Source organism: Azospirillum rugosum (assembly GCF_017876155.1).
Taxonomy (GTDB): Bacteria; Pseudomonadota; Alphaproteobacteria; order Azospirillales; family Azospirillaceae; genus Azospirillum; species Azospirillum rugosum.
Map to the genome: position 1 here is coordinate 68,770 of NZ_JAGINP010000034.1, position 17,149 is coordinate 85,918.

The following is a 17,149-nucleotide window of genomic DNA, read 5'->3' on the forward strand; positions in this document are numbered from 1 at the left end:
AACAGCGCCGTCAACAAGGGAAAGAAGAAAATGACTCTGCGTGGGATCCTGCTCGGCACCGCCGTTGCGATGTTGCTGCCGACCGCCGCCATGGCTGCTTCCGAGGGCTTTTACGTCGGCGCCGGCGCCGGCGTGAACTGGACCGAGGACTCCAAGTTCCGCTTTGAGGGCACGAACACCAACGCCAAGTCCGATTACAAGATCGGCGGCATCGGCGATATCTCCGCCGGCTATGCGACCTCCTACGGTCTGCGTCCGGAGCTGGAGTTCGCGTGGCGTTGGCGCAACTCGGTCGACAGCACGTCGAGCAACTCGGCCGCCTTCAATGGCGCCGGCGGCAAGGCCAGCTCGATCGCCTTCATGGGCAACCTGCTGTACGACATCAACACCGGCACGGCCTTCACCCCGTACATCGGCGCCGGCGCCGGTATCGCGCAGGTCCGCCAGGAAGTCGGCCCGCTGAGCGACCGTGACTGGGTCTTCGCCTACCAGGGCATCGCCGGCGTCTCCTACGGCCTGACCAACAATCTGGCCCTGACGCTGGATTACCGTTACTTCGCCACGCTGGACCCGAAGTATGACTTCGGCCCCGTCACGGTGAAGGGCGAGTACACCAACCACACCATCCTTGCCGGCCTGCGCTACACCTTCGGCGGCCCGGCCGCGACGCCGGCCGCCGCTCCGGTCGCCCCGGCCGCTCCGGTCCAGGCCCAGCCGCAGACCGAGTACCTGGTGTTCTTCGACTGGGACAAGGCCAACATCACCCCGGTGTCGGACAAGATCATCAGCGATGCCGCCGCCGCCGCCGGCAAGGTGCGCGCCGTCAGCATCCACGTGATCGGTCACACGGACACTTCGGGTTCGCCGGCCTACAACCAGAAGCTCTCGCTGCGCCGCGCCGACGCGGTGAAGAGCGCGCTGGTCGCCAAGGGCGTCTCGGCCAACCAGATCACGGTCGAGGGCAAGGGCGAGACCCAGCTCCTGGTGCAGACCGGTGCGAACGTGCGTGAGCCGTCGAACCGCCGCGCGCAGATCCTCATCCGCGTTCAGTGATTGGACGAGCGGCCCCTTGTCGAAAGGGGCCGTTGACCGCGAGAACGGAAGGGCGTCGCGCTTGCGGCGCCCTTTTCGTGTTTGTAGGTCGACGTTCCGCACGGAGGCCGGTCCCGTGTCCGCCCTGTCCTTGGCCGTGGTCATTCCCACCCTGAACGCCGCCCTGACGCTTGGTGCGACGCTTGCGTCACTGGAAGGCGGAGTGCGGCGGCTGGTGGTGGCCGACGGCGGATCGGACGATGGCACGCGGGATTTCGCCCGGGCGGTCGGTGCCCTTGTCGTGGAGTCCCCGCGGGGGCGCGGCGCGCAGCTGGCGGCCGGTGCGGCGGCGGTGACGGAAGATTGGATCCTGTTCCTGCACGCCGACACGCGGCTGGGCGCCGGCTGGCGTCCGGCTGTGGAGCGGTTCGCGGCCGATCCCGAAAACGCAGGGCGCGCCGGCTATTTCCGTCTGCGCTTCGACACGCCGCATCCGGCGGCGCGACGGGTCGAGCGGCTCGCCGGTTGGCGCGCGCGGACGCTCGGCCTTCCCTATGGGGATCAGGGCTTGCTGATCACGCGGGCCTTCTACGAATCGCTTGGCGGCTTTCGGCCTCTGCCGCTGATGGAGGACGTGGAGTTCGTGCGGCGCATCGGGGCCACCAGGCTGCGGGAACTGCCGGTTGACGCGGTGACCTCGGCGGCGCGGTACGAACGCGATGGGTGGTGGGCGCGGCCCATGCGCAACCTGGCCTGCCTGTCCCTCTACGCAGCGGGGGTTTCCCCGCGCATCATAATGAGGCTTTACGGATGAGGCGGCGCAATCACCTGATCGTCTTCGCCCGACCGCCTCGATTCGGGCGTGGCAAGCGCCGGTTGGCGAAAGGCATCGGGGCTTTCGCCGCGTGGCGCTTCTACCGCACGGCCTTATCCGCCCTGCTGCGACGGCTGTCGCGCGATCCCCGCTGGACCCTCTGGCTGGCCGTGACTCCGGACCGGTCGGCGGGGGAACGCGGTTGGCCGGTGCGAACGCGACGGGTCGGGCAGGGTAAGGGTGACCTCGGGCAACGGATGGCGCGGGCTCTCGGCGAGCGCCCTTGCGGGTCGGTGGTGCTGATCGGCAGCGACATTCCGGGCATCCAGCCGGCGGACATCGCCGCGGCCTTTCGCAGCCTCGGCCGGAACGATTTTGTGTTCGGGCCGGCGCGTGACGGCGGCTACTGGCTGGTGGGCGCCCGGCGCACCGCGGCCTTGCCGCGAACCCTGTTCGCCGGCGTGCGCTGGTCGACGCCGCACGCCTTGGCCGACACGGTCGCCGGGTTGCCGCCTGGCACCAAGGTCGGGCTGGTCGCCACGATGGAGGACGTGGACGATCACGAGTCATACCGGCGGGTGTGGTTGGACGGCGGGCACGGACGAGCGCGGCGCAAAAGGTAGGGAAAATGCGCATCAACTGTGGCGTGAAGCGCCCGGTCGGCGTATGACGTCCATACCGAAGTCCGCACTTTGGTCCGAGATGCCCGACACGGCCCCCGACACCGACTCTGACACGCAGGTATCGCCATGCAGGTTCTGATTGCCGACGATCACTCCATCGTCCGCAGCGGCCTGACCCATCTGGTCGGAGAGTTGGACGCGCAGGCGGAGGTGGTGGCCGCGACGAATTTCGCCCAGCTCAACCAATTGCTGGACGGTGCCGGTCCTTTCGACCTGATCATCATGGATCTGCGCATGCCGGGGCTCGGCGGCCTCGACGACGTCGAGACGGTGGTGAAGCGTGTCGCCCCGGTGCCGGTCGTCGTCTTCTCCATGATCGATTCGCCGGACGAGATGCGCGCGGTCCTGTCGCGCGGCGTGCGGGCGTTCGTGCCGAAATCGACCGACGACGTCCTGGTCGTCAACATCCTGCGTCTGGTGATGGCTGGTGGCTCCTACGTCCCGCCGGTGCTGGGCATGCCGGGCATCGGCTCGTCCCCGGCCATGAAGCCGCCGCATCAGCCCAGCGTCTTCGACGGCATGACGCGCCGGCAGCTGGAGGTGCTGGACCTGCTGGCCCAGGGCCTGTCGAACCAGGAGATCGGGGAGAGGCTCGGCCTCAACCTGTCCACGGTGAAGACGCACGTCACCGGCGTGCTGAAGGCGCTCGGCGTCGGCAGCCGCACCCAGGCGGTGCTGATGGTGAAGGAATCAGGCCGCGACCGTCTGGTCTGAACGGACCACCAGCGGCACGGCGACGGAAAAGACGGAGCCGCGCCCCTCCACCGACCGCACGTCCAGCCGGTGGTCGAGCAGCCGCGCCAAGCGCTCGACAATGGCAAGGCCCAGGCCGATGCCTTCGCTGCGGTCGCGGTCCGGCCGGTCGAGCTGGACGAACTCCTCGAAGATGCGCTGCCGGTCGGCCTCCGCGATTCCGCGGCCGGTGTCGTAAACCTCGATCCACAGCTGCGACCCGCGGCGCCGGCATCCCATCAGCACGCCACCCTGCTCGGTGTAGCGCACGGCGTTGGCGAGGAGGTTGCGCAGGATGCGTTCCAGCAGGAAGGGATCGCTGCGCACGACCAGCCTCGTCGGGATGACCCGAAGGCGGAGCCCCTTGTCCTCGGCCAGCCCTTCGAATTCCGATTCCATCTGGTCGAACAGGACGGCGAGGGGGACATCCGTCGGCTTCGGCTCGACCACCCCGGATTCGAGCTTCGAAATCTCCAGGATCGCGTTCAGCAGGTCATGCATGGACCGTTGCGCCGCCCGCAGGTCCCGGACCAGGACCTGCCCGCGCGGCGTCTGGACCTGCCGTTCCAGCATGCTGGTGAACATGTTGATGGCCTGGAGCGGCTGCTTCAGGTCGTGGCCGGCGTGCGCCAGAAAGCGCGACTTGGCCAGATGCGCCTGTTCCGCCGCCTCCTTCGCGGCGTGCAGTTCGGCGGTGCGGGTGCGGACCTGCTCCTCCAGCGTCTCGTTGGCCTCCTCCAGCGCTTCGGTCATCCGCGTGATGTCGGAGAACTGGCGTTGAACGTGGCGCACCATGGGGCGGAAGATCACCACCGCCTCCGCCGCGAGGGTCAGCAGAGTCAGGAACAGGGCGACCAGGCCCAGCCGGTGCAGCGTCGCGAATCCCTGCTCCCCCGCCGACTGGTAGCGGGCGACCATGTCCTCCAGCCGGGTGAGCAGGGGGCCGAGCGCCTGGCTGACGATCGTCACCGCCTCCGGCATGTCGCGCGACACGCCGCCGGGGCCCGCGACGATCACCGCGCGCAGGGCGGCGATCTGCCTCAGCACCATGTCGTTCAGCGGCTCAGGCCCGTCGAAGTACAGCCCGCGCACGGCAACGCCCAGGGCGGAGGACGGGTTCACCTTGGTCAGGCGCCGGTGCGCGGCTTCGAACATCTCCGTCGCGTCGGCGAGCCGGCCGGTCAGGTCGCGGCGTTCGGCCTCCGATCGGGCGTTTTGCAGCTGTTCCACCAGCAGCGCCGTACGCTGCGACAGCATGCGCTGCCGGCCGGAGATGTTGATCACCTCCAGCATGTCGGCGTGCTGGTTGATGACCCGCTCCGTCGACAGGAATCCCAGGACGGTGCACAGCGCGATGACCCCCAGGGCCAGCCGGAACCGGATCGTCATCCAGCGGGCGGTGGTGTTGCCGATTGGGACCATGCGGATCGTCTTCCTTCCTGGCGTGCCGGGGTGCTTGCGCCGCTGTTTGACGCCGGTCAAGGCGCGCCGGCCCCAGAAGCCATGACAGTAAACGCAAATTCGGTGCCAACCAAAGGCCGGTCGCACGCTGCGGCCAAAGGCCAGGGGAGTTCAACATGGCGGTGAGCCGCGCGGGTCTGTTGAGGGGGAGGTTCCGTCCGGACGCGAACGCGATCCGGCCTCCCTGGGCCCTGGTTGACGCGCAGGCCTTCGCATCGGCCTGCGACGCCTGCGGGCGCTGCGGTCCCGCATGCCCGGAAGGCATCATCGCCGTCGACCGGATCGGCCGCCCGCAGATCGACTTCGCCAAAGGCGGGTGCAGCTTCTGTGGCGCCTGCGCGGACCGCTGCCCGACCGGGGCGCTGTCGCGGGTGGAGGAGGGGAGTCCCTGGTCTCTGGTCGCGACCATCGGGGCCGCGTGCCTGTCGCTCGCCGGCACCGATTGCCGGATGTGCCAGGACCATTGCGATCCGGCGGCCATCCGTTTCCGCCCGCTGGGCCGTGGACGCTGGCTGCCGACCGTCGAAGAGGCGGACTGCACCGGCTGCGGCGCCTGCGTCGCGGTGTGCCCGGTCGGTGCCGTGTCGGTGGTATCGCGGCGAAACGGCGACGCGTGACGGCCTTATGACGGGAACGTCGCCGTCAAGTGCCTGTTGGTAGGGCAACTTGTCCCTGTTCTGCCAACGGAGAGAGCCCCATGTGGTGGCGCAACGTGACCCTGATCTACGCCGTGGCCTTCACCGCCATCGGAATCCTCGGCTTCGTCCCCACCTTCCTGTCGCCGCCGCCCGAGGGCATGACGCTGGCGGTCGAATCCTTCCACGGGTACCTGCTCGGCCTGTTCCCGGTGAACCTGCTGCACAACGTCGTGCATCTTCTGTTCGGGCTTTGGGCCTTCTTCGCCTATTTCTCCGGACGGCTGGCCTCGCGCGGATATTTGAAGAGCGTCGCAGTCATCTACGCCGTATTCACCGTCATGGGCCTGATCCCCGGCCTGAACACGCTCTTCGGCCTGGTCCCGCTGCACGGCAACGACATCTGGCTGCACGCGCTCCTGGCCATCGTGGCGGGTGTCGTCGGCTATGCGGTGCACGAGCCGGAAGCCGAAGCGACCCGCGCGGAGTGGCGCGCGTAACGCCTGCCCCCCGAGTCCAACGGCCGGCGGTGACCGCCGGCTTGGCGGCCGACCTCCCTTCACGATCCCAGAGCGACGCCGCATGAACCTTCCCGAAGGGGTGACCGACTCCGGACGCCGTGTGCTCCACGGCGTTCCGGACGGGTACGACGCGTGGGTGCTGGCCGATTTGGCACGGCGCTCGCCAGTGGGCATCGTCCTCCACATCGCCGAGGACAGCCGCCGCATGGAGCGGTTGAGCCGCAACCTGCGCAGGGTGGCGACCGACGCCGAAATCCTGACCTTTCCCGCCTGGGACACGCTGCCCTACGACCGTGCGTCCCCATCGGCTTGCGTCGCCGGGCGGCGGATCGCCACGCTGGCGCGTCTTGGGCAGCCGGCGACCGGCCCACGGATCGTCGTCACCAGCGTCGGCGGCCTGCTGCGCCGGCTGCCGCCGGCCGACGCTTTGTCAGACGGTGCGCTCCGCCTTGCCGCGGACCGTCCGACCGATCCGGAGTCGCTGCGTGGCTGGCTGTTCCGCAACGGCTATGGCCCGGCCGCGGAGGCGCGCGATCCCGGCGACGTGCTGTTCGGCGACGACGAGATCCTGGTGGCAGACCCCAGCCGGCCGGAGCCGCTGTGCATTCCTCTGCCGGACGCTCGGGTCGACGCGGAACTGCGGCCACTGTCGGAGGTGCCGCTCACCGAAGCCACCATGGCCCGCTTTTCGACCGCATACCTTGCGGTCTTCGGTGCTGAAGCGGAAGGCGACGCCTTGTTCCAGGCGGTGCGGGCCGGGCGGCGCTACGCCGGCATGGAGCAGTGGCTGCCCCTGTTTTTCCCAAACACCGACAGCCTGTTCGACCGCCTGCCCAACGCGATCTTGTCGATGGACGAGGGCACGGAAGCCATGCGCGACGCGCGGCTGGAGCAGGCGCGCCATGCCTTTGAGTCGCGACAGCGCCAGATGGCCGCGTCGGAAAAGGCGGGGCTGCCGGCCTACCGCCCCCTGCCGCCGGAGGATGTTTTCCTCGACACGGCGGCGTGGGAGGACGGGCTGGCGGAGCGCGCCGTCGTGGTTCTGTCGGGCGGCGAGGGAAGCCCGGACGCCGGCGGGCGTCCTCTGACCCTGACCGGTGACGATGAGGAGGAGCGCGTCGCCGCGCTGCGCGCCGAGCGCCGCCGCGTGCTGATCGCCGTCGACGACCCGGGGCGCCGGAAGGGCTTTGCCCGTCACCTTCGCCGCGAAGGGGTGGATGCGGCCGTCGCGGAGGACGCCACTGAAGAGGATGCCGTCGCCGTGGTGGCGCTCGACCTCGACGCGGGATTCCAGGCGCCCGGCCTTGCCGTCGTGACCGCGGCGGAAGTGCTGGGGGAGGTGGTGGCGCGGCCGAGCCGGCGGCGGTCGCGCCGTCTGGTGGACGACCTGCAGGCGGAGGCGACCGAGCTTGCGCCGGGGAACCTGGTCGTCCATCTGGACCACGGGATCGGCCTGACCGATGGGCTGGAGACGCTGGAGGCGACCGGCGCGCCGCACGACTGCCTGCGCGTCCTCTACCGCGACGAGGCCAAGACCTATGTTCCGGTGGAGCACCTGGACCAGGTCTGGCCCTTCGGCGCGGCCAGCGGGGCCGCTCCGCTCGACCGGCTGGGCGGCTCCGTGTGGGCGCAGCGGCGCGAGTCCGTGGCGGAATCCCTGCGCGTCGCGGCGGCCACCCTGGTCCGCACCCAGGCCGAACGGGCCATGGCCCGAACCGACCCGATCCGGGCGGAACGCCGCGCCTACACCCGCTTTGCCGACCGTTTCCCGCACGAGGAGACGCCGGACCAGCAGACGGCCATCGACGCGGTCCTGGGCGATCTCGCGTCCAGCCGGCTGATGGATAGGCTCGTCTGCGCCGACGTCGGATTCGGCAAGACCGAGGTGGCGCTGCGCGCCGCCTTCGCCGTGGCGATGGCCGGCCGGCAGGTGGCGGTGGTTGCCCCGACGACCCCGCTCAGCCACCAGCATCTGGAGGAGTTCCGGGAGCGCTTCGCCGGCTTCGGCGTCACCATTGCCGAACTGGCCCGCAACGTCTCGCCGTCGGAGGCGAAGGCGGTGAAGGAGGGGCTTAAGAGCGGCGACATCCGGATCGTGATCGGCACCCACGCGCTGCTCAGCCCGGGCGTGGCCTTCGCCGACCTCGGCCTGCTTGTGGTGGACGAGGAGCAGCGGCTGGGCGTGAAGCAGAAGGAACGGCTGAAGGCGATGGCCACCGGCACCCATGTGCTGACCCTGACCGCCACGCCGATCCCGCGTACCTTGCAGCTGGCCATGGCGGGGCTGCGCGACCTGTCGGTGATCGCGACTCCGCCGTTGCGGCGCCGGCCGGTGCGGACGGAGTTCATTCCCTTCGACCTGGATGTCGTGGCCGAGGCGCTTCGCGCCGAGCGGACGCGAGGCGGCCAGGCCTTCTACGTCTGCCCGCGCATCGACGACCTGGAGGAGGTGCGCGCGCGTCTGACCGCCATGGTTCCGGAATTCCGGGTCATCGAGGCGCATGGGAAGATGAAGCCCGATGCGCTGGACGACGCCATGACAGCCTTCGCCGACGGGGCGGGCGACTTGCTGCTCGCCACCAACATCGTCGAGACCGGGCTGAACATTCCCAACGCCAACACGCTGATCGTGCACCGCGCGGACCGCTTCGGGCTGGCGCAGCTCCACCAGTTGCGCGGCCGTGTGGGACGGGCGGCGGTGCAGGGACGCTGCTGGCTGACCGTGGAGGACGGGGAAGAGCTGTCCGAAGCCGCCCGCACGCGCCTGCAGGTGCTGACACGGCTGGACCGGCCCGGCGCCGGGTTCGAGCTGGCCGCGCGCGACCTCGGCCTGCGCGGCGCCGGCGACCTGCTGGGGGAGGAGCAGTCCGGAAACCTGCGCGACGTCGGGGCGGACCTGTTCCAGGAGATGCTGAGGCAGGCGGTGGAGGCCGCCCACGCCGGGCGCCCCGTGCCGACGATCATTCCGCCGCGCGTCACGCTGGGGCAGCCGGTGCTGATCCCCGACGACTACATCCGTGACTCCAACCTGCGGCTCGCCGTCTACCGCCGCCTCGCCACGCTGGACGATCCGGAGGAGCGGGAAGGGTTCGCCGCCGTCATCGCCGACCGCTTCGGCCCGTTGCCGGAGACGTTGGAAACGCTGATGGAACTCGGCGCCTTGAAGTGTCTCAGCCGGGAAGCCGGGGTGGCCGCGCTCGACATTGGCCCGAACGGCGCGCTGTTCGCCTTTGCGGACGACACGATGCCCGACGCGGATGCCCTGGACCGGTTGGTGGAGCGGCGCGCGGGGCTGAAGCGCCGGCCCGACGGCCGGCTCGTCCTGGCGGCCGGCGACCGCGGCGACGAGGCCTTTCGCCGCGCGGTGCGTCGCCTGTTGCGGGATCTCGTGCGCCTGCGGGACGCTCCTCAGGCGCCCAGCGTCTCAGTGGCTGATTCGGTGAAGCCGCAGGTCGCCAGGGCCGCGCGCATGTGAGCGGGCACCGGCGCCACCGCGCCGACCGGCTCGCGCGATGGATAGAGGGGCAGGGTGATCGCGCGGGAATGCAGGTGCAGCGGGCGGTCACCCGGCCCGCCATACTGCGGGTCGCCCAGCAGGGGGCAGCCCAGCGCGGTCGCGCAATGGACGCGGATCTGGTGGGTGCGGCCGGTGTGCGGCTTCAACTCCAGCCAAGTGATGCCGTCGCCGCGGCCCATCACTTTGTAGTCGGTGACCGCCGATTGCCCATCGTCGGCGACGACGATGCGCCAGCCGCCGGTCTTGTTGCTTTGCTTCTTCAGCGGCAGCTCGATGCGGCCCTGCTCCTGCGGCGGCGTGCCGGCGACGACGGCCCAATAGGTCTTGTCGACCTTGCCGTCCTGGAACAGCTTGCCGAGCTTGCGCAGCGCCTTGGGATGCCGCCCGAGGATCAGGCAGCCGGACGTGTCGCGGTCGAGCCGATGAGCCAGGCCGGGCGGCTTCGGAAAGCCGAAGCGCAGCGCGTCGAAATACCGCTCCAGGTTCGGCCCGCCACCGGGTCCGGCATGGACCGGCACGCCGGCCGGCTTGTCGAGGATGAGCATCAGCCCGTCGCGGTACAGCACGCGGGCCTGGATTTGTTCGGGAGTCATGCTGTCTTTAACCAGCGAGGCGCTCAGTCCTCGTCGTCCTCATCGTCAATCGGAGCGTGGTCCGTCGCCAGCACGTCTGGCCGCGCTGCCGCCAGTGCCAGCAGAACGGCGCGCACCGACTCCGGCGCGTGCTCCTCACCGGCGACCAGCGCCACCAGATCGTCCGTCACGGCGGGCGGAGCGGGAACGCGGCGCCGGATGGCGCCGATTTCCTTCTCGATCGCCTTGCGCTCCTCCGCCACGTCGTTGGCGTAGTGGGTCTGGTAGCGCATGGAGAAATCGTGCAGGCGCCGGTTGACGATGACCTCGGCGGCGAATAGGGCGCGGCGTTGGGCGTCGGCGACTTTGGCGGTCAGGTCATCGGACATTCTTGGGTCCTTGATGCTGGGGGAGACCATGCCCTCACCCTCCCGCGGCACGGCCGCGGGTCCTTCCCTCTCCCGCCGGGGGCGGGAGAGGGGGAGATTGCCGGGATCAGGCGAGCTTCAACTCCTTGAAGAAGTCGTTGCCCTTGTCGTCCACGATGATGAAGGCCGGGAAGTCCTCGACCTCGATGCGCCAGATGGCTTCCATGCCGAGTTCCGGATATTCGATGCACTCCACCTTCTTGATGCAGTCCTGGGCCAGGCGGGCGGCGGCGCCGCCGATCGAGCCCAGGTAGAAGCCGCCGTGCTTCTGGCAGGCCGCCGTCACCTCCGGGCTGCGGTTGCCCTTGGCCAGCATGACCATGGAGCCGCCCGCCGCCTGGAACTGGTCGACGAAGCTGTCCATGCGCCCGGCGGTCGTCGGGCCGAAGGAGCCCGAGGCGTAGCCTTCCGGCGTCTTGGCCGGGCCGGCGTAGTAGATGGGGTGGTTCTTGAAGTAGTCGGGCAGGCCCTCGCCGGCGTCCAGGCGGGCACGCAGCTTGGAATGGGCCAGGTCGCGGGCGACGATCAGCGGGCCGGTCAGCGACAGGCGGGTGCGGGTCGGGTACTGCTTCAGCGTGGCGAGGATGTCGCTCATCGGCTGGTTCAGGTCGATCTTCACCACCTCGCCGGCGAGGTCTGCGTCGGTGATCTCCGGCAGGTACTTGGCCGGATCGGTCTCCAGCTGCTCCAGGTAGATGCCGTCCTTGGTGATCTTGCCCACCGCCTGGCGGTCGGCGGAGCAGGACACGCCGATGCCGATCGGCATGGAGGCGCCGTGGCGGGGCAGGCGGATGACGCGGACGTCGTGGCAGAAGTACTTGCCGCCGAACTGCGCGCCGATGCCCATGGTCTGGGTCAGCTTGTGCACCTCGGCCTCCATGGCGAGGTCGCGGAACGCGTGCGCGTCCTCGCCGCCCTCGGTCGGCAGGTTGTCGAGGTAGCGGGCCGACGCCAGCTTCACCGTCTTCAGGTTCTGTTCCGCCGACAGGCCGCCGATGACGATGGCGAGGTGATAGGGCGGGCAGGCCGAGGTGCCGAGGTAGCGGATCTTGTCCTCAAGGAACTTCAGCAGCCGGTCCGGCGCCAGCACCGACGGGGTGGCCTGGTGCAGGAAGGTCTTGTTGGCCGAACCGCCGCCCTTGGCCATGAACAGGAACTTGTAGGCGTCCTCGCCCTCCGCGTAGATCTCCACCTGGCCCGGCAGGTTGGTGCGGGTGTTCTTCTCCTCGTACATGGAGATCGGGGCGAGCTGGCTGTAGCGCAGGTTGCGCTTCAAATAGGCGTCGCGCACACCCTCCGACAGGGCGGCCTCGTCGCCGCCCTTGGTGAAGACCCGGCGGCCCTTCTTGCCCATGATGATCGCGGTGCCGGTGTCCTGGCACATCGGCAGCGTGCCGGCCGCGGCGATGTTGGCGTTCTTCAGCAGGTCCAGCGCCACGAACTTGTCGTTCGGCGAGGCCTCCGGATCATCGAGGATCGCGCGGATCTGGCGCAGGTGGCCCGGGCGCAGCAGGTGGTTGATGTCCTTGAAGGCCTCCTCGGCCAGCAGGCGCAGGCCTTCCGGCTCCACCTTCAGTACCTCCTCGCCGTCGAACTCCACGACGGAGACGTAGTCCGAGGTCAGCTTGCGGTAGGTCGTGTCGTCCTTGGCCATGGGGAACAGCGTCGAGGCGCCGCGGGAGAGGCTGGTGTCATCGGGCATCAGGGGGCTTCCTTCCTGTTTTTGGGTCACAGGTCCCGATGCGGCGCGCGGGAGCGCGCAAAAGGGCCTGGGCCACGCTCGGGCACCGTTATACACCGCTGAAGCCCGCGCACAACGGGAACGCGTCCCCTGCGGCGATTGGGAAAGGCGCCGGACCGGCTCCGCAAAAGGAAAGGCCCGGCGCCTCCCCGTTCAGGGAAAGCACCGGGTCCGGCTTTTCTAAATCATTCGAACGCGTTACGCAGCGTTCTTCAACTCCGCCCTGATCTCCGGCTGCGGGGCCTCAATCACGCGCTCCGCCGGGGCACCGGCCCATTCCGTGTGCGCCGGGATCTCCTCGCCCTTCATGACCAGGGTCAGCGGGCCGAGCCGGGCATGATCGCCGACGCGGGTGTCGTACAACACCGTGGCGCCGGCCCCGATGGTGACCCCGTTGCCGACCGCGACGCGCCCGACCTTCATGACGCGGTCCTCGTACAGATGCGTCTGCAGCGCGGACAGGGCGTTCACGGCGGTGTAGTCGCCGACCGACACGCAGTCGAATTCCGTGATGTCGGTAGTGTCCATGAAGACGCCCTTGCCGAACTTGGTGCCGAACAGGCGCAGCACCCAGGGCAGCATCGGCGTGCCGCGCAGGTGGTCGAGCAGCACCTTGCCAGCCAGACCCCAGTACAGCACCGCGACGGCTTCCGTCTTCATGGCCCACCAGGACCACATCGGCTTCATCGTCGGCGCGTAGCGGCCCATCAGCAGCCACTTCACCAGGACGACCATCGCCACCATCGCCACGGGAATGGCGACGCTGACGCCCAGGAACTGCAGCAGGAAGGCGCCGTAGCGATGCTCCAGGATCGCCGGGGCGAACAGCTCGACCGCCAGCGTGCCGAAGGTGATGAACAGCATCGTCGGCATGGACAGGCTGAAGGCCTCGAAAACCGCGCGGCCGAAGCGCCGGGCCTTCGACGGCTCGTAGGTCCAATTGGCGCCAACCCCGTCGAACCGCTGGCGGACCGGCAACTTGATGGGCGGGCTGCCGAACCAGGTCTCCCCGGCCGACATGGCCTCGTTGGCCGGCGGCTTCGACTTGATGCCGATCAGCGACCCGGTCGGGATGCTGGCACCCGCCGGGACCACGGCGTCGTTGCCGACGAACACGCGCGCCTCGGTCTTCACCGGCTTCAGGAACATCCAGCCGCGGCGGATGTCCTCGTCGCCCAGCACCACCTCGTCGGCGATGAAGCACTTCTCCCCGATCTCGACGAGGTCGTAGCGCCCGGCGAGGTTGGTCGAGATCTCCGCGTCCTTGCCGATCTTCGCCCCCATCAGGCGGTACCAGGCCCGCATGTAGACGGTGGCGTAGAGCGAGCTGAGCGTGTCCAGCATCACCTCGGTCGACAGGGCGACCAGCCACTTGCGCAGGTAGAAGCCGCTGTGGACGGAGTAGGTGCCGGCCTCGACCCGCGGCAGCACGATCCAGCGCACCGCCGCAATCAGCAGCACGGTGGCAGCGACCAGAGCCATCGCCGTCGGCCAGGCGATCAACGGCAGGTAATAGAGATAGTTGACCCCGAACGCCGACCCCAGCACGCCGTCCAGCCGGTCGAACAGGTAAAAGGCCGGGAAGATCGGCATCAGGGTGACCGGCGGCACGGCCAGCAGGACTGCCGTGTAGAACAGCGCGTGCAACCCCTTGCGCAGGGCGCCGGCCTCCGCGGGTGCGGGCAGCTCCTCGCGCGCCACGCTGCCGGTGCGGCGGGCCGGCGAGCCGTCCCACGTCTCGTAAGCGCCGGTGTGGGAATGGGCGGGCAGGGCGGTCAGGTCGGCCAACTCCGTGCCGGTGCCGACTACGGCATCATGGCCGATGACGCAGGAGGTGCCGATGTAGGCGTCGTCCCCGATCTCCACCGTGCCGATGACCAGCTCGTTGCCGATCACCTCGGCGTTGGCCAGCTTCACCTTGCCGCCGATGGAGGCACCCTTGCCGATGGTGACGAGGTCCACGGCGCCGGACTCGAACTCGCCGATCAGCGCGTCGTCGCCGACCTTGGTGCCGAGCGCCCGCAGGAGCACCCGCATGACGGGGGAGCTCTGGAACCACTTCAGATGCACCAGGCTGATGAAGCGCTGGGCTAGCCACCAGCGGTAATAATAGGCGCCCCACAGCGGGTAACGGCCGGGCTTGGTCCGCCCGATGACCAGCCACTTGGCACCGATGGCGACCAGCACCGTGGCGACGTTGATCACCATATAGACGCCGAGCAGGGTCGCGATTTCCTGGAAGAAGTTCGCGTCCTCGCCCGACAGCAGCATGTAGCTGACGAACACGCCCAGCCACTGCGCGGTCATCAGCGCCAGGATGAAGGGCAGGGCGATCGCCTGCGCAGCCCCGCACAGGAAGCGGCGCAGCAGGGGAGGCGGCGTGAAGGACAGGTCCTTGCGGGGCGCGGCACCCATAGCACCCTGCGGCGCGCGGGCGTCCAACTTGTCGGCCATGGCCCGCAGCGTCCGGGCGCCGTAGACGTCCTGGAGCGTCAGCCCATCCAGGTGCTTGGTCTCGCGGACGGCCGATACGAAACGCGCAGCAAGCAGCGAATGGCCGCCCAGATCCATGAAGAAGTCGGCATCCAGCGGAATGGCTTGGCTGGGGAAGACACGCTTGGCCGCGTCGAGCAGGGCGGCCTCGGTGTCCGTCCGCGGCTCTTCCTGCTGGCCGGTGCCGGCATCGTCGGTCAGCGGCGCCGCCTGCAGGGCCTTGCGGTCGGCCTTGCCGGAGGTCAGGCGGGGCAGGCGGTCCGTCAGCTCGAAATGCGACGGCACCATGTAGCCCGGCAACTGCGCGAGGAGGGCCGTGCGCAGGCCGGCCTTGTCCAGCGTGATGCCCGCCTGCGGCACCAGGAAGGCCACCAGCCGGTCGATGCCCGTGTCGTTGCGCAGGACGACCGCCGCCTGGACTACACCGGGAATGTCGGTCAGCTTGGCCTCGATCTCGCCCAGTTCCAGGCGGAAGCCGCGGATTTTCACCTGGTCGTCGATCCGGCCGTGGAACAGAAGGTTGCCGCGCTCGTCCACGCTCACCGCGTCGCCGGACCGGTAGAGCACCGGGTCGGCGCCATCGGAGAAGAAGGGGTTGGCGATGAACTTCTGCTCGGTCAGGTCGGGCCGGCCGAGATAGCCCTTTGCCACGCCCGGGCCGCCGATCAGCAGCTCGCCCTGCACGCCGGGGCCGACGAGGGTCAGCGCCTCGTCGACCACATAGCCCGTGTAGTTCGGAATCGGCCGGCCGATGGTAACGGCCTCGCCGGGGCGCACCTCGGCGATGGTCGCGACGACCGTGGCCTCCGTCGGGCCATAGCTGTTGAAGATCGTCCGGCCGGGGCGGCACCAGCGCGCGGCGACCGCCGGGGGGCAGGCCTCGCCGCCCAGGATGATCACGCGCAGGCTCGGCACGTCCTTCGGCAGCATGGCAAGCAGAGTCGGCACGGTGTCGAGCACCGTGATTCCGGCGTCGTTCAGCACGTCCGCCAGACGGTCGGCCTCGTCGAGGACCTGCCGGCTCGCCACCCACAGGGTCGCACCGACGAGGTAGGGGACGAAAATCTCCTCAAGCGACAGGTCGAAGGCGACTGAAGCGCCCTGGAAGGCGACGTCGCTCTCCGTGACGCCGTAGACCGTGTTCGCCGACCGCAGGTAATGGCAGATGTTGCGGTGGGAGATGACGATGCCCTTGGGCTTGCCCGTCGAACCGGACGTGTAGATCGCGTAGGCCGGATCGTTCGGCTCCACCCCATCCGCGCGCAGGTCCGGTGCGCTCGCATCGTCGGACGCCAGATCGGCGAGGCGGAGCGCCGGCACGCCGAGCCCCGTCGCCTTGGACCCCGTCACGAGGTCGACCAGGATCGCCGGCGCGGCGCAGTCGGCCAGGCTGATCGCCACGCGGTCGGCCGGCGCGTCGGCATCGAAGGGGATGTAGGCGGCACCGGCCTTGAGGATGCCGAGCAGAGCCACATGCAGGTCGAGCGACCGCGTCATCCACAAACCGACGAACGTGCCCGGGCCATGCCCGCGCGCGCGAAGCGCGTTGGCGACACGGTTCGACGCTTCGTCCAATTCCCGGTAGCTCACGCGCCGGCCGTCGAAGACGATGGCGGTACGCTCGGGTGCATTGCGGGCGGTGGCCGTGAAGATTTCGGGCAGCAACTCGTCCCGCGCCAACTCCGGACGGACCGCTCCCCGCAGGAAGCCCGCAGAGGTCCGACGGTTCGAAGGTTCGGAAGAGCAGGTTGCCGGGCTCTGGCCCTGCACGGAAGTCGGCGCGCTAAGCAGTGTCACGCTTTGTCAGCCTTCATCAGATGGTTCAGCGCGACCGCGGTGTGTGGACCCGTTCAATCGGTCCGGGCGTTCGGCTGTTGGCGGCTCTCTGCCGCCGCTCGGTTATATGCGATTGTGGTTAACGAAGTATTGCGCCGTGTCAATCCACAGCGCCAAGCTCCCGTTCATCCTTATTTGCCGCACCCATCCGGGTACGCGGCAAACATGGGCGCGCGCGGCCGAAAACATAATGAAAATACTGTCATCTGCCCAGCCTTGCATCCGCAAGACAAGGTTGTTCGCCAGGGGTGCGCATTACACGCAACATCCACCGCGTGCCGCGATGCGAAACAGGCCGTACGGAAAAATCGCCCGGGTCGAAAAAAGCGCTTGCGCGTCTCGGCGGAGTGGGCATATAAAGCGCCTCCCGACGCGATGCCCACCAACGAGGCGGCGGCGCGGCGGAAAAAGACAGACAATTCGCCCTGGCGGCTCACTCCTTCGAGAGGGTTGAGCGCGGGGCATTGCGGTTCCTCGTTTCGGGGCCGCGGGATCTTGGATAAGTGGATACCGTGTTGTGAGAAGGGATGCGCAGGCGGCGGTGTTGAGCCGTTGTGGTCCGCGGGCTGGTCTCCGGTTGGGGATCGGCACACGCGGGATCGCCTGGAGCATCCTGGTCAAGCAGTATGAGACGTACAGTTTCGAAAGCTTGGGTAGGAACGCTTTGACGGTCCTGATCAAGTG

General features: G+C 68.9%; 12 protein-coding genes. 7 read left to right on the forward strand and 5 right to left on the reverse strand.

From position 1 onward, the window contains the following. Positions 1-30 precede the first annotated feature (30 nt). The 4 genes from J2851_RS32555 to J2851_RS32570 all read left to right on the forward strand — a co-directional run bounded on the left by J2851_RS32555 (position 31) and on the right by J2851_RS32570 (position 3,243). Positions 31-1,053, forward strand: coding sequence for an OmpA family protein (locus J2851_RS32555; RefSeq protein ID WP_209772267.1), 1,023 nt, complete (start codon positions 31-33; stop codon positions 1,051-1,053). A gap of 115 nt (positions 1,054-1,168) precedes the next feature. After that, the gene (locus tag J2851_RS32560) at positions 1,169-1,846 is read left to right on the forward strand and encodes a TIGR04283 family arsenosugar biosynthesis glycosyltransferase (protein ID WP_307420833.1); all 678 of its coding nucleotides are present in this window, start codon (positions 1,169-1,171) and stop codon (positions 1,844-1,846) included. Further along, entirely contained in the window at positions 1,843-2,469 is a 627-nt protein-coding gene (locus J2851_RS32565) for a TIGR04282 family arsenosugar biosynthesis glycosyltransferase (protein ID WP_209772269.1), read from the forward strand. The genes J2851_RS32560 and J2851_RS32565 overlap by 4 nt, the downstream gene beginning before the upstream one ends. A 126-nt stretch (positions 2,470-2,595) precedes the next feature. Continuing rightward, the gene (locus tag J2851_RS32570) at positions 2,596-3,243 is read left to right on the forward strand and encodes a response regulator transcription factor (RefSeq protein ID WP_209772271.1); all 648 of its coding nucleotides are present in this window, start codon (positions 2,596-2,598) and stop codon (positions 3,241-3,243) included. Here J2851_RS32570 and J2851_RS32575 read toward each other — a convergent pair. Continuing rightward, entirely contained in the window at positions 3,220-4,683 is a 1,464-nt protein-coding gene (locus J2851_RS32575) for an ATP-binding protein (RefSeq protein WP_209772273.1), read from the reverse strand. The two genes, J2851_RS32570 and J2851_RS32575, sit on opposite strands and share 24 nt — an antisense overlap. A gap of 161 nt (positions 4,684-4,844) precedes the next feature. Between J2851_RS32575 and napF the strand changes: the two genes are divergently transcribed. The 3 genes from napF to J2851_RS32590 all read left to right on the forward strand — a co-directional run bounded on the left by napF (position 4,845) and on the right by J2851_RS32590 (position 9,353). Then, complete coding sequence (gene napF / locus J2851_RS32580) at positions 4,845-5,339, forward strand: ferredoxin-type protein NapF (protein ID WP_307420832.1); 495 nt, start codon at positions 4,845-4,847, stop codon at positions 5,337-5,339. A gap of 80 nt (positions 5,340-5,419) precedes the next feature. Then, positions 5,420-5,857, forward strand: coding sequence for a DUF4383 domain-containing protein (locus J2851_RS32585; RefSeq protein WP_209772277.1), 438 nt, complete (start codon positions 5,420-5,422; stop codon positions 5,855-5,857). 82 nt (positions 5,858-5,939) lie between these two features. Further along, the gene (locus tag J2851_RS32590; protein WP_209772279.1) at positions 5,940-9,353 is read left to right on the forward strand and encodes a transcription-repair coupling factor; all 3,414 of its coding nucleotides are present in this window, start codon (positions 5,940-5,942) and stop codon (positions 9,351-9,353) included. On the opposite strand, the gene J2851_RS32595 is transcribed toward J2851_RS32590, so the two are convergent. From J2851_RS32595 to J2851_RS32610, 4 genes are all read right to left on the reverse strand, one after another. Continuing rightward, positions 9,287-9,988 carry an RluA family pseudouridine synthase gene (locus J2851_RS32595; RefSeq protein ID WP_209772282.1) on the reverse strand — a complete coding sequence of 234 codons (702 nt, stop codon included), beginning with the start codon at positions 9,986-9,988 and terminating at the stop codon, positions 9,287-9,289. The two genes, J2851_RS32590 and J2851_RS32595, sit on opposite strands and share 67 nt — an antisense overlap. Positions 9,989-10,011: 23 nt before the next feature. Next, a complete protein-coding gene (locus tag J2851_RS32600; RefSeq protein ID WP_209772285.1) occupies positions 10,012-10,356 on the reverse strand; it encodes a hypothetical protein in 345 nt (114 codons plus the stop codon). Between the two features lie 106 nt (positions 10,357-10,462). Beyond that, positions 10,463-12,097 carry a fumarate hydratase gene (locus tag J2851_RS32605; protein WP_209772287.1) on the reverse strand — a complete coding sequence of 545 codons (1,635 nt, stop codon included), beginning with the start codon at positions 12,095-12,097 and terminating at the stop codon, positions 10,463-10,465. Between the two features lie 237 nt (positions 12,098-12,334). Then, positions 12,335-16,309, reverse strand: coding sequence for a Pls/PosA family non-ribosomal peptide synthetase (locus J2851_RS32610; protein WP_246501085.1), 3,975 nt, complete (start codon positions 16,307-16,309; stop codon positions 12,335-12,337). Positions 16,310-17,149 lie beyond the last annotated feature (840 nt).

What these genes read in the sequence shown, in the direction of transcription:
- J2851_RS32555 (WP_209772267.1), top strand. Translation starts at nt 31, where the DNA reads ATGACTCTGCGTGGGATCCTGCTCGGCACCGCCGTTGCGATGTTGCTG.
- J2851_RS32570 (WP_209772271.1), top strand. Translation starts at nt 2,596, where the DNA reads ATGCAGGTTCTGATTGCCGACGATCACTCCATCGTCCGCAGCGGCCTG.
- J2851_RS32575 (WP_209772273.1), bottom strand. Translation starts at nt 4,683, where the DNA reads ATGGTCCCAATCGGCAACACCACCGCCCGCTGGATGACGATCCGGTTC.
- J2851_RS32595 (WP_209772282.1), bottom strand. Translation starts at nt 9,988, where the DNA reads ATGACTCCCGAACAAATCCAGGCCCGCGTGCTGTACCGCGACGGGCTG.
- J2851_RS32590 (WP_209772279.1), top strand. Translation starts at nt 5,940, where the DNA reads ATGAACCTTCCCGAAGGGGTGACCGACTCCGGACGCCGTGTGCTCCAC.
- J2851_RS32600 (WP_209772285.1), bottom strand. Translation starts at nt 10,356, where the DNA reads ATGTCCGATGACCTGACCGCCAAAGTCGCCGACGCCCAACGCCGCGCC.
- J2851_RS32605 (WP_209772287.1), bottom strand. Translation starts at nt 12,097, where the DNA reads ATGCCCGATGACACCAGCCTCTCCCGCGGCGCCTCGACGCTGTTCCCC.
- J2851_RS32565 (WP_209772269.1), top strand. Translation starts at nt 1,843, where the DNA reads ATGAGGCGGCGCAATCACCTGATCGTCTTCGCCCGACCGCCTCGATTC.
- J2851_RS32585 (WP_209772277.1), top strand. Translation starts at nt 5,420, where the DNA reads ATGTGGTGGCGCAACGTGACCCTGATCTACGCCGTGGCCTTCACCGCC.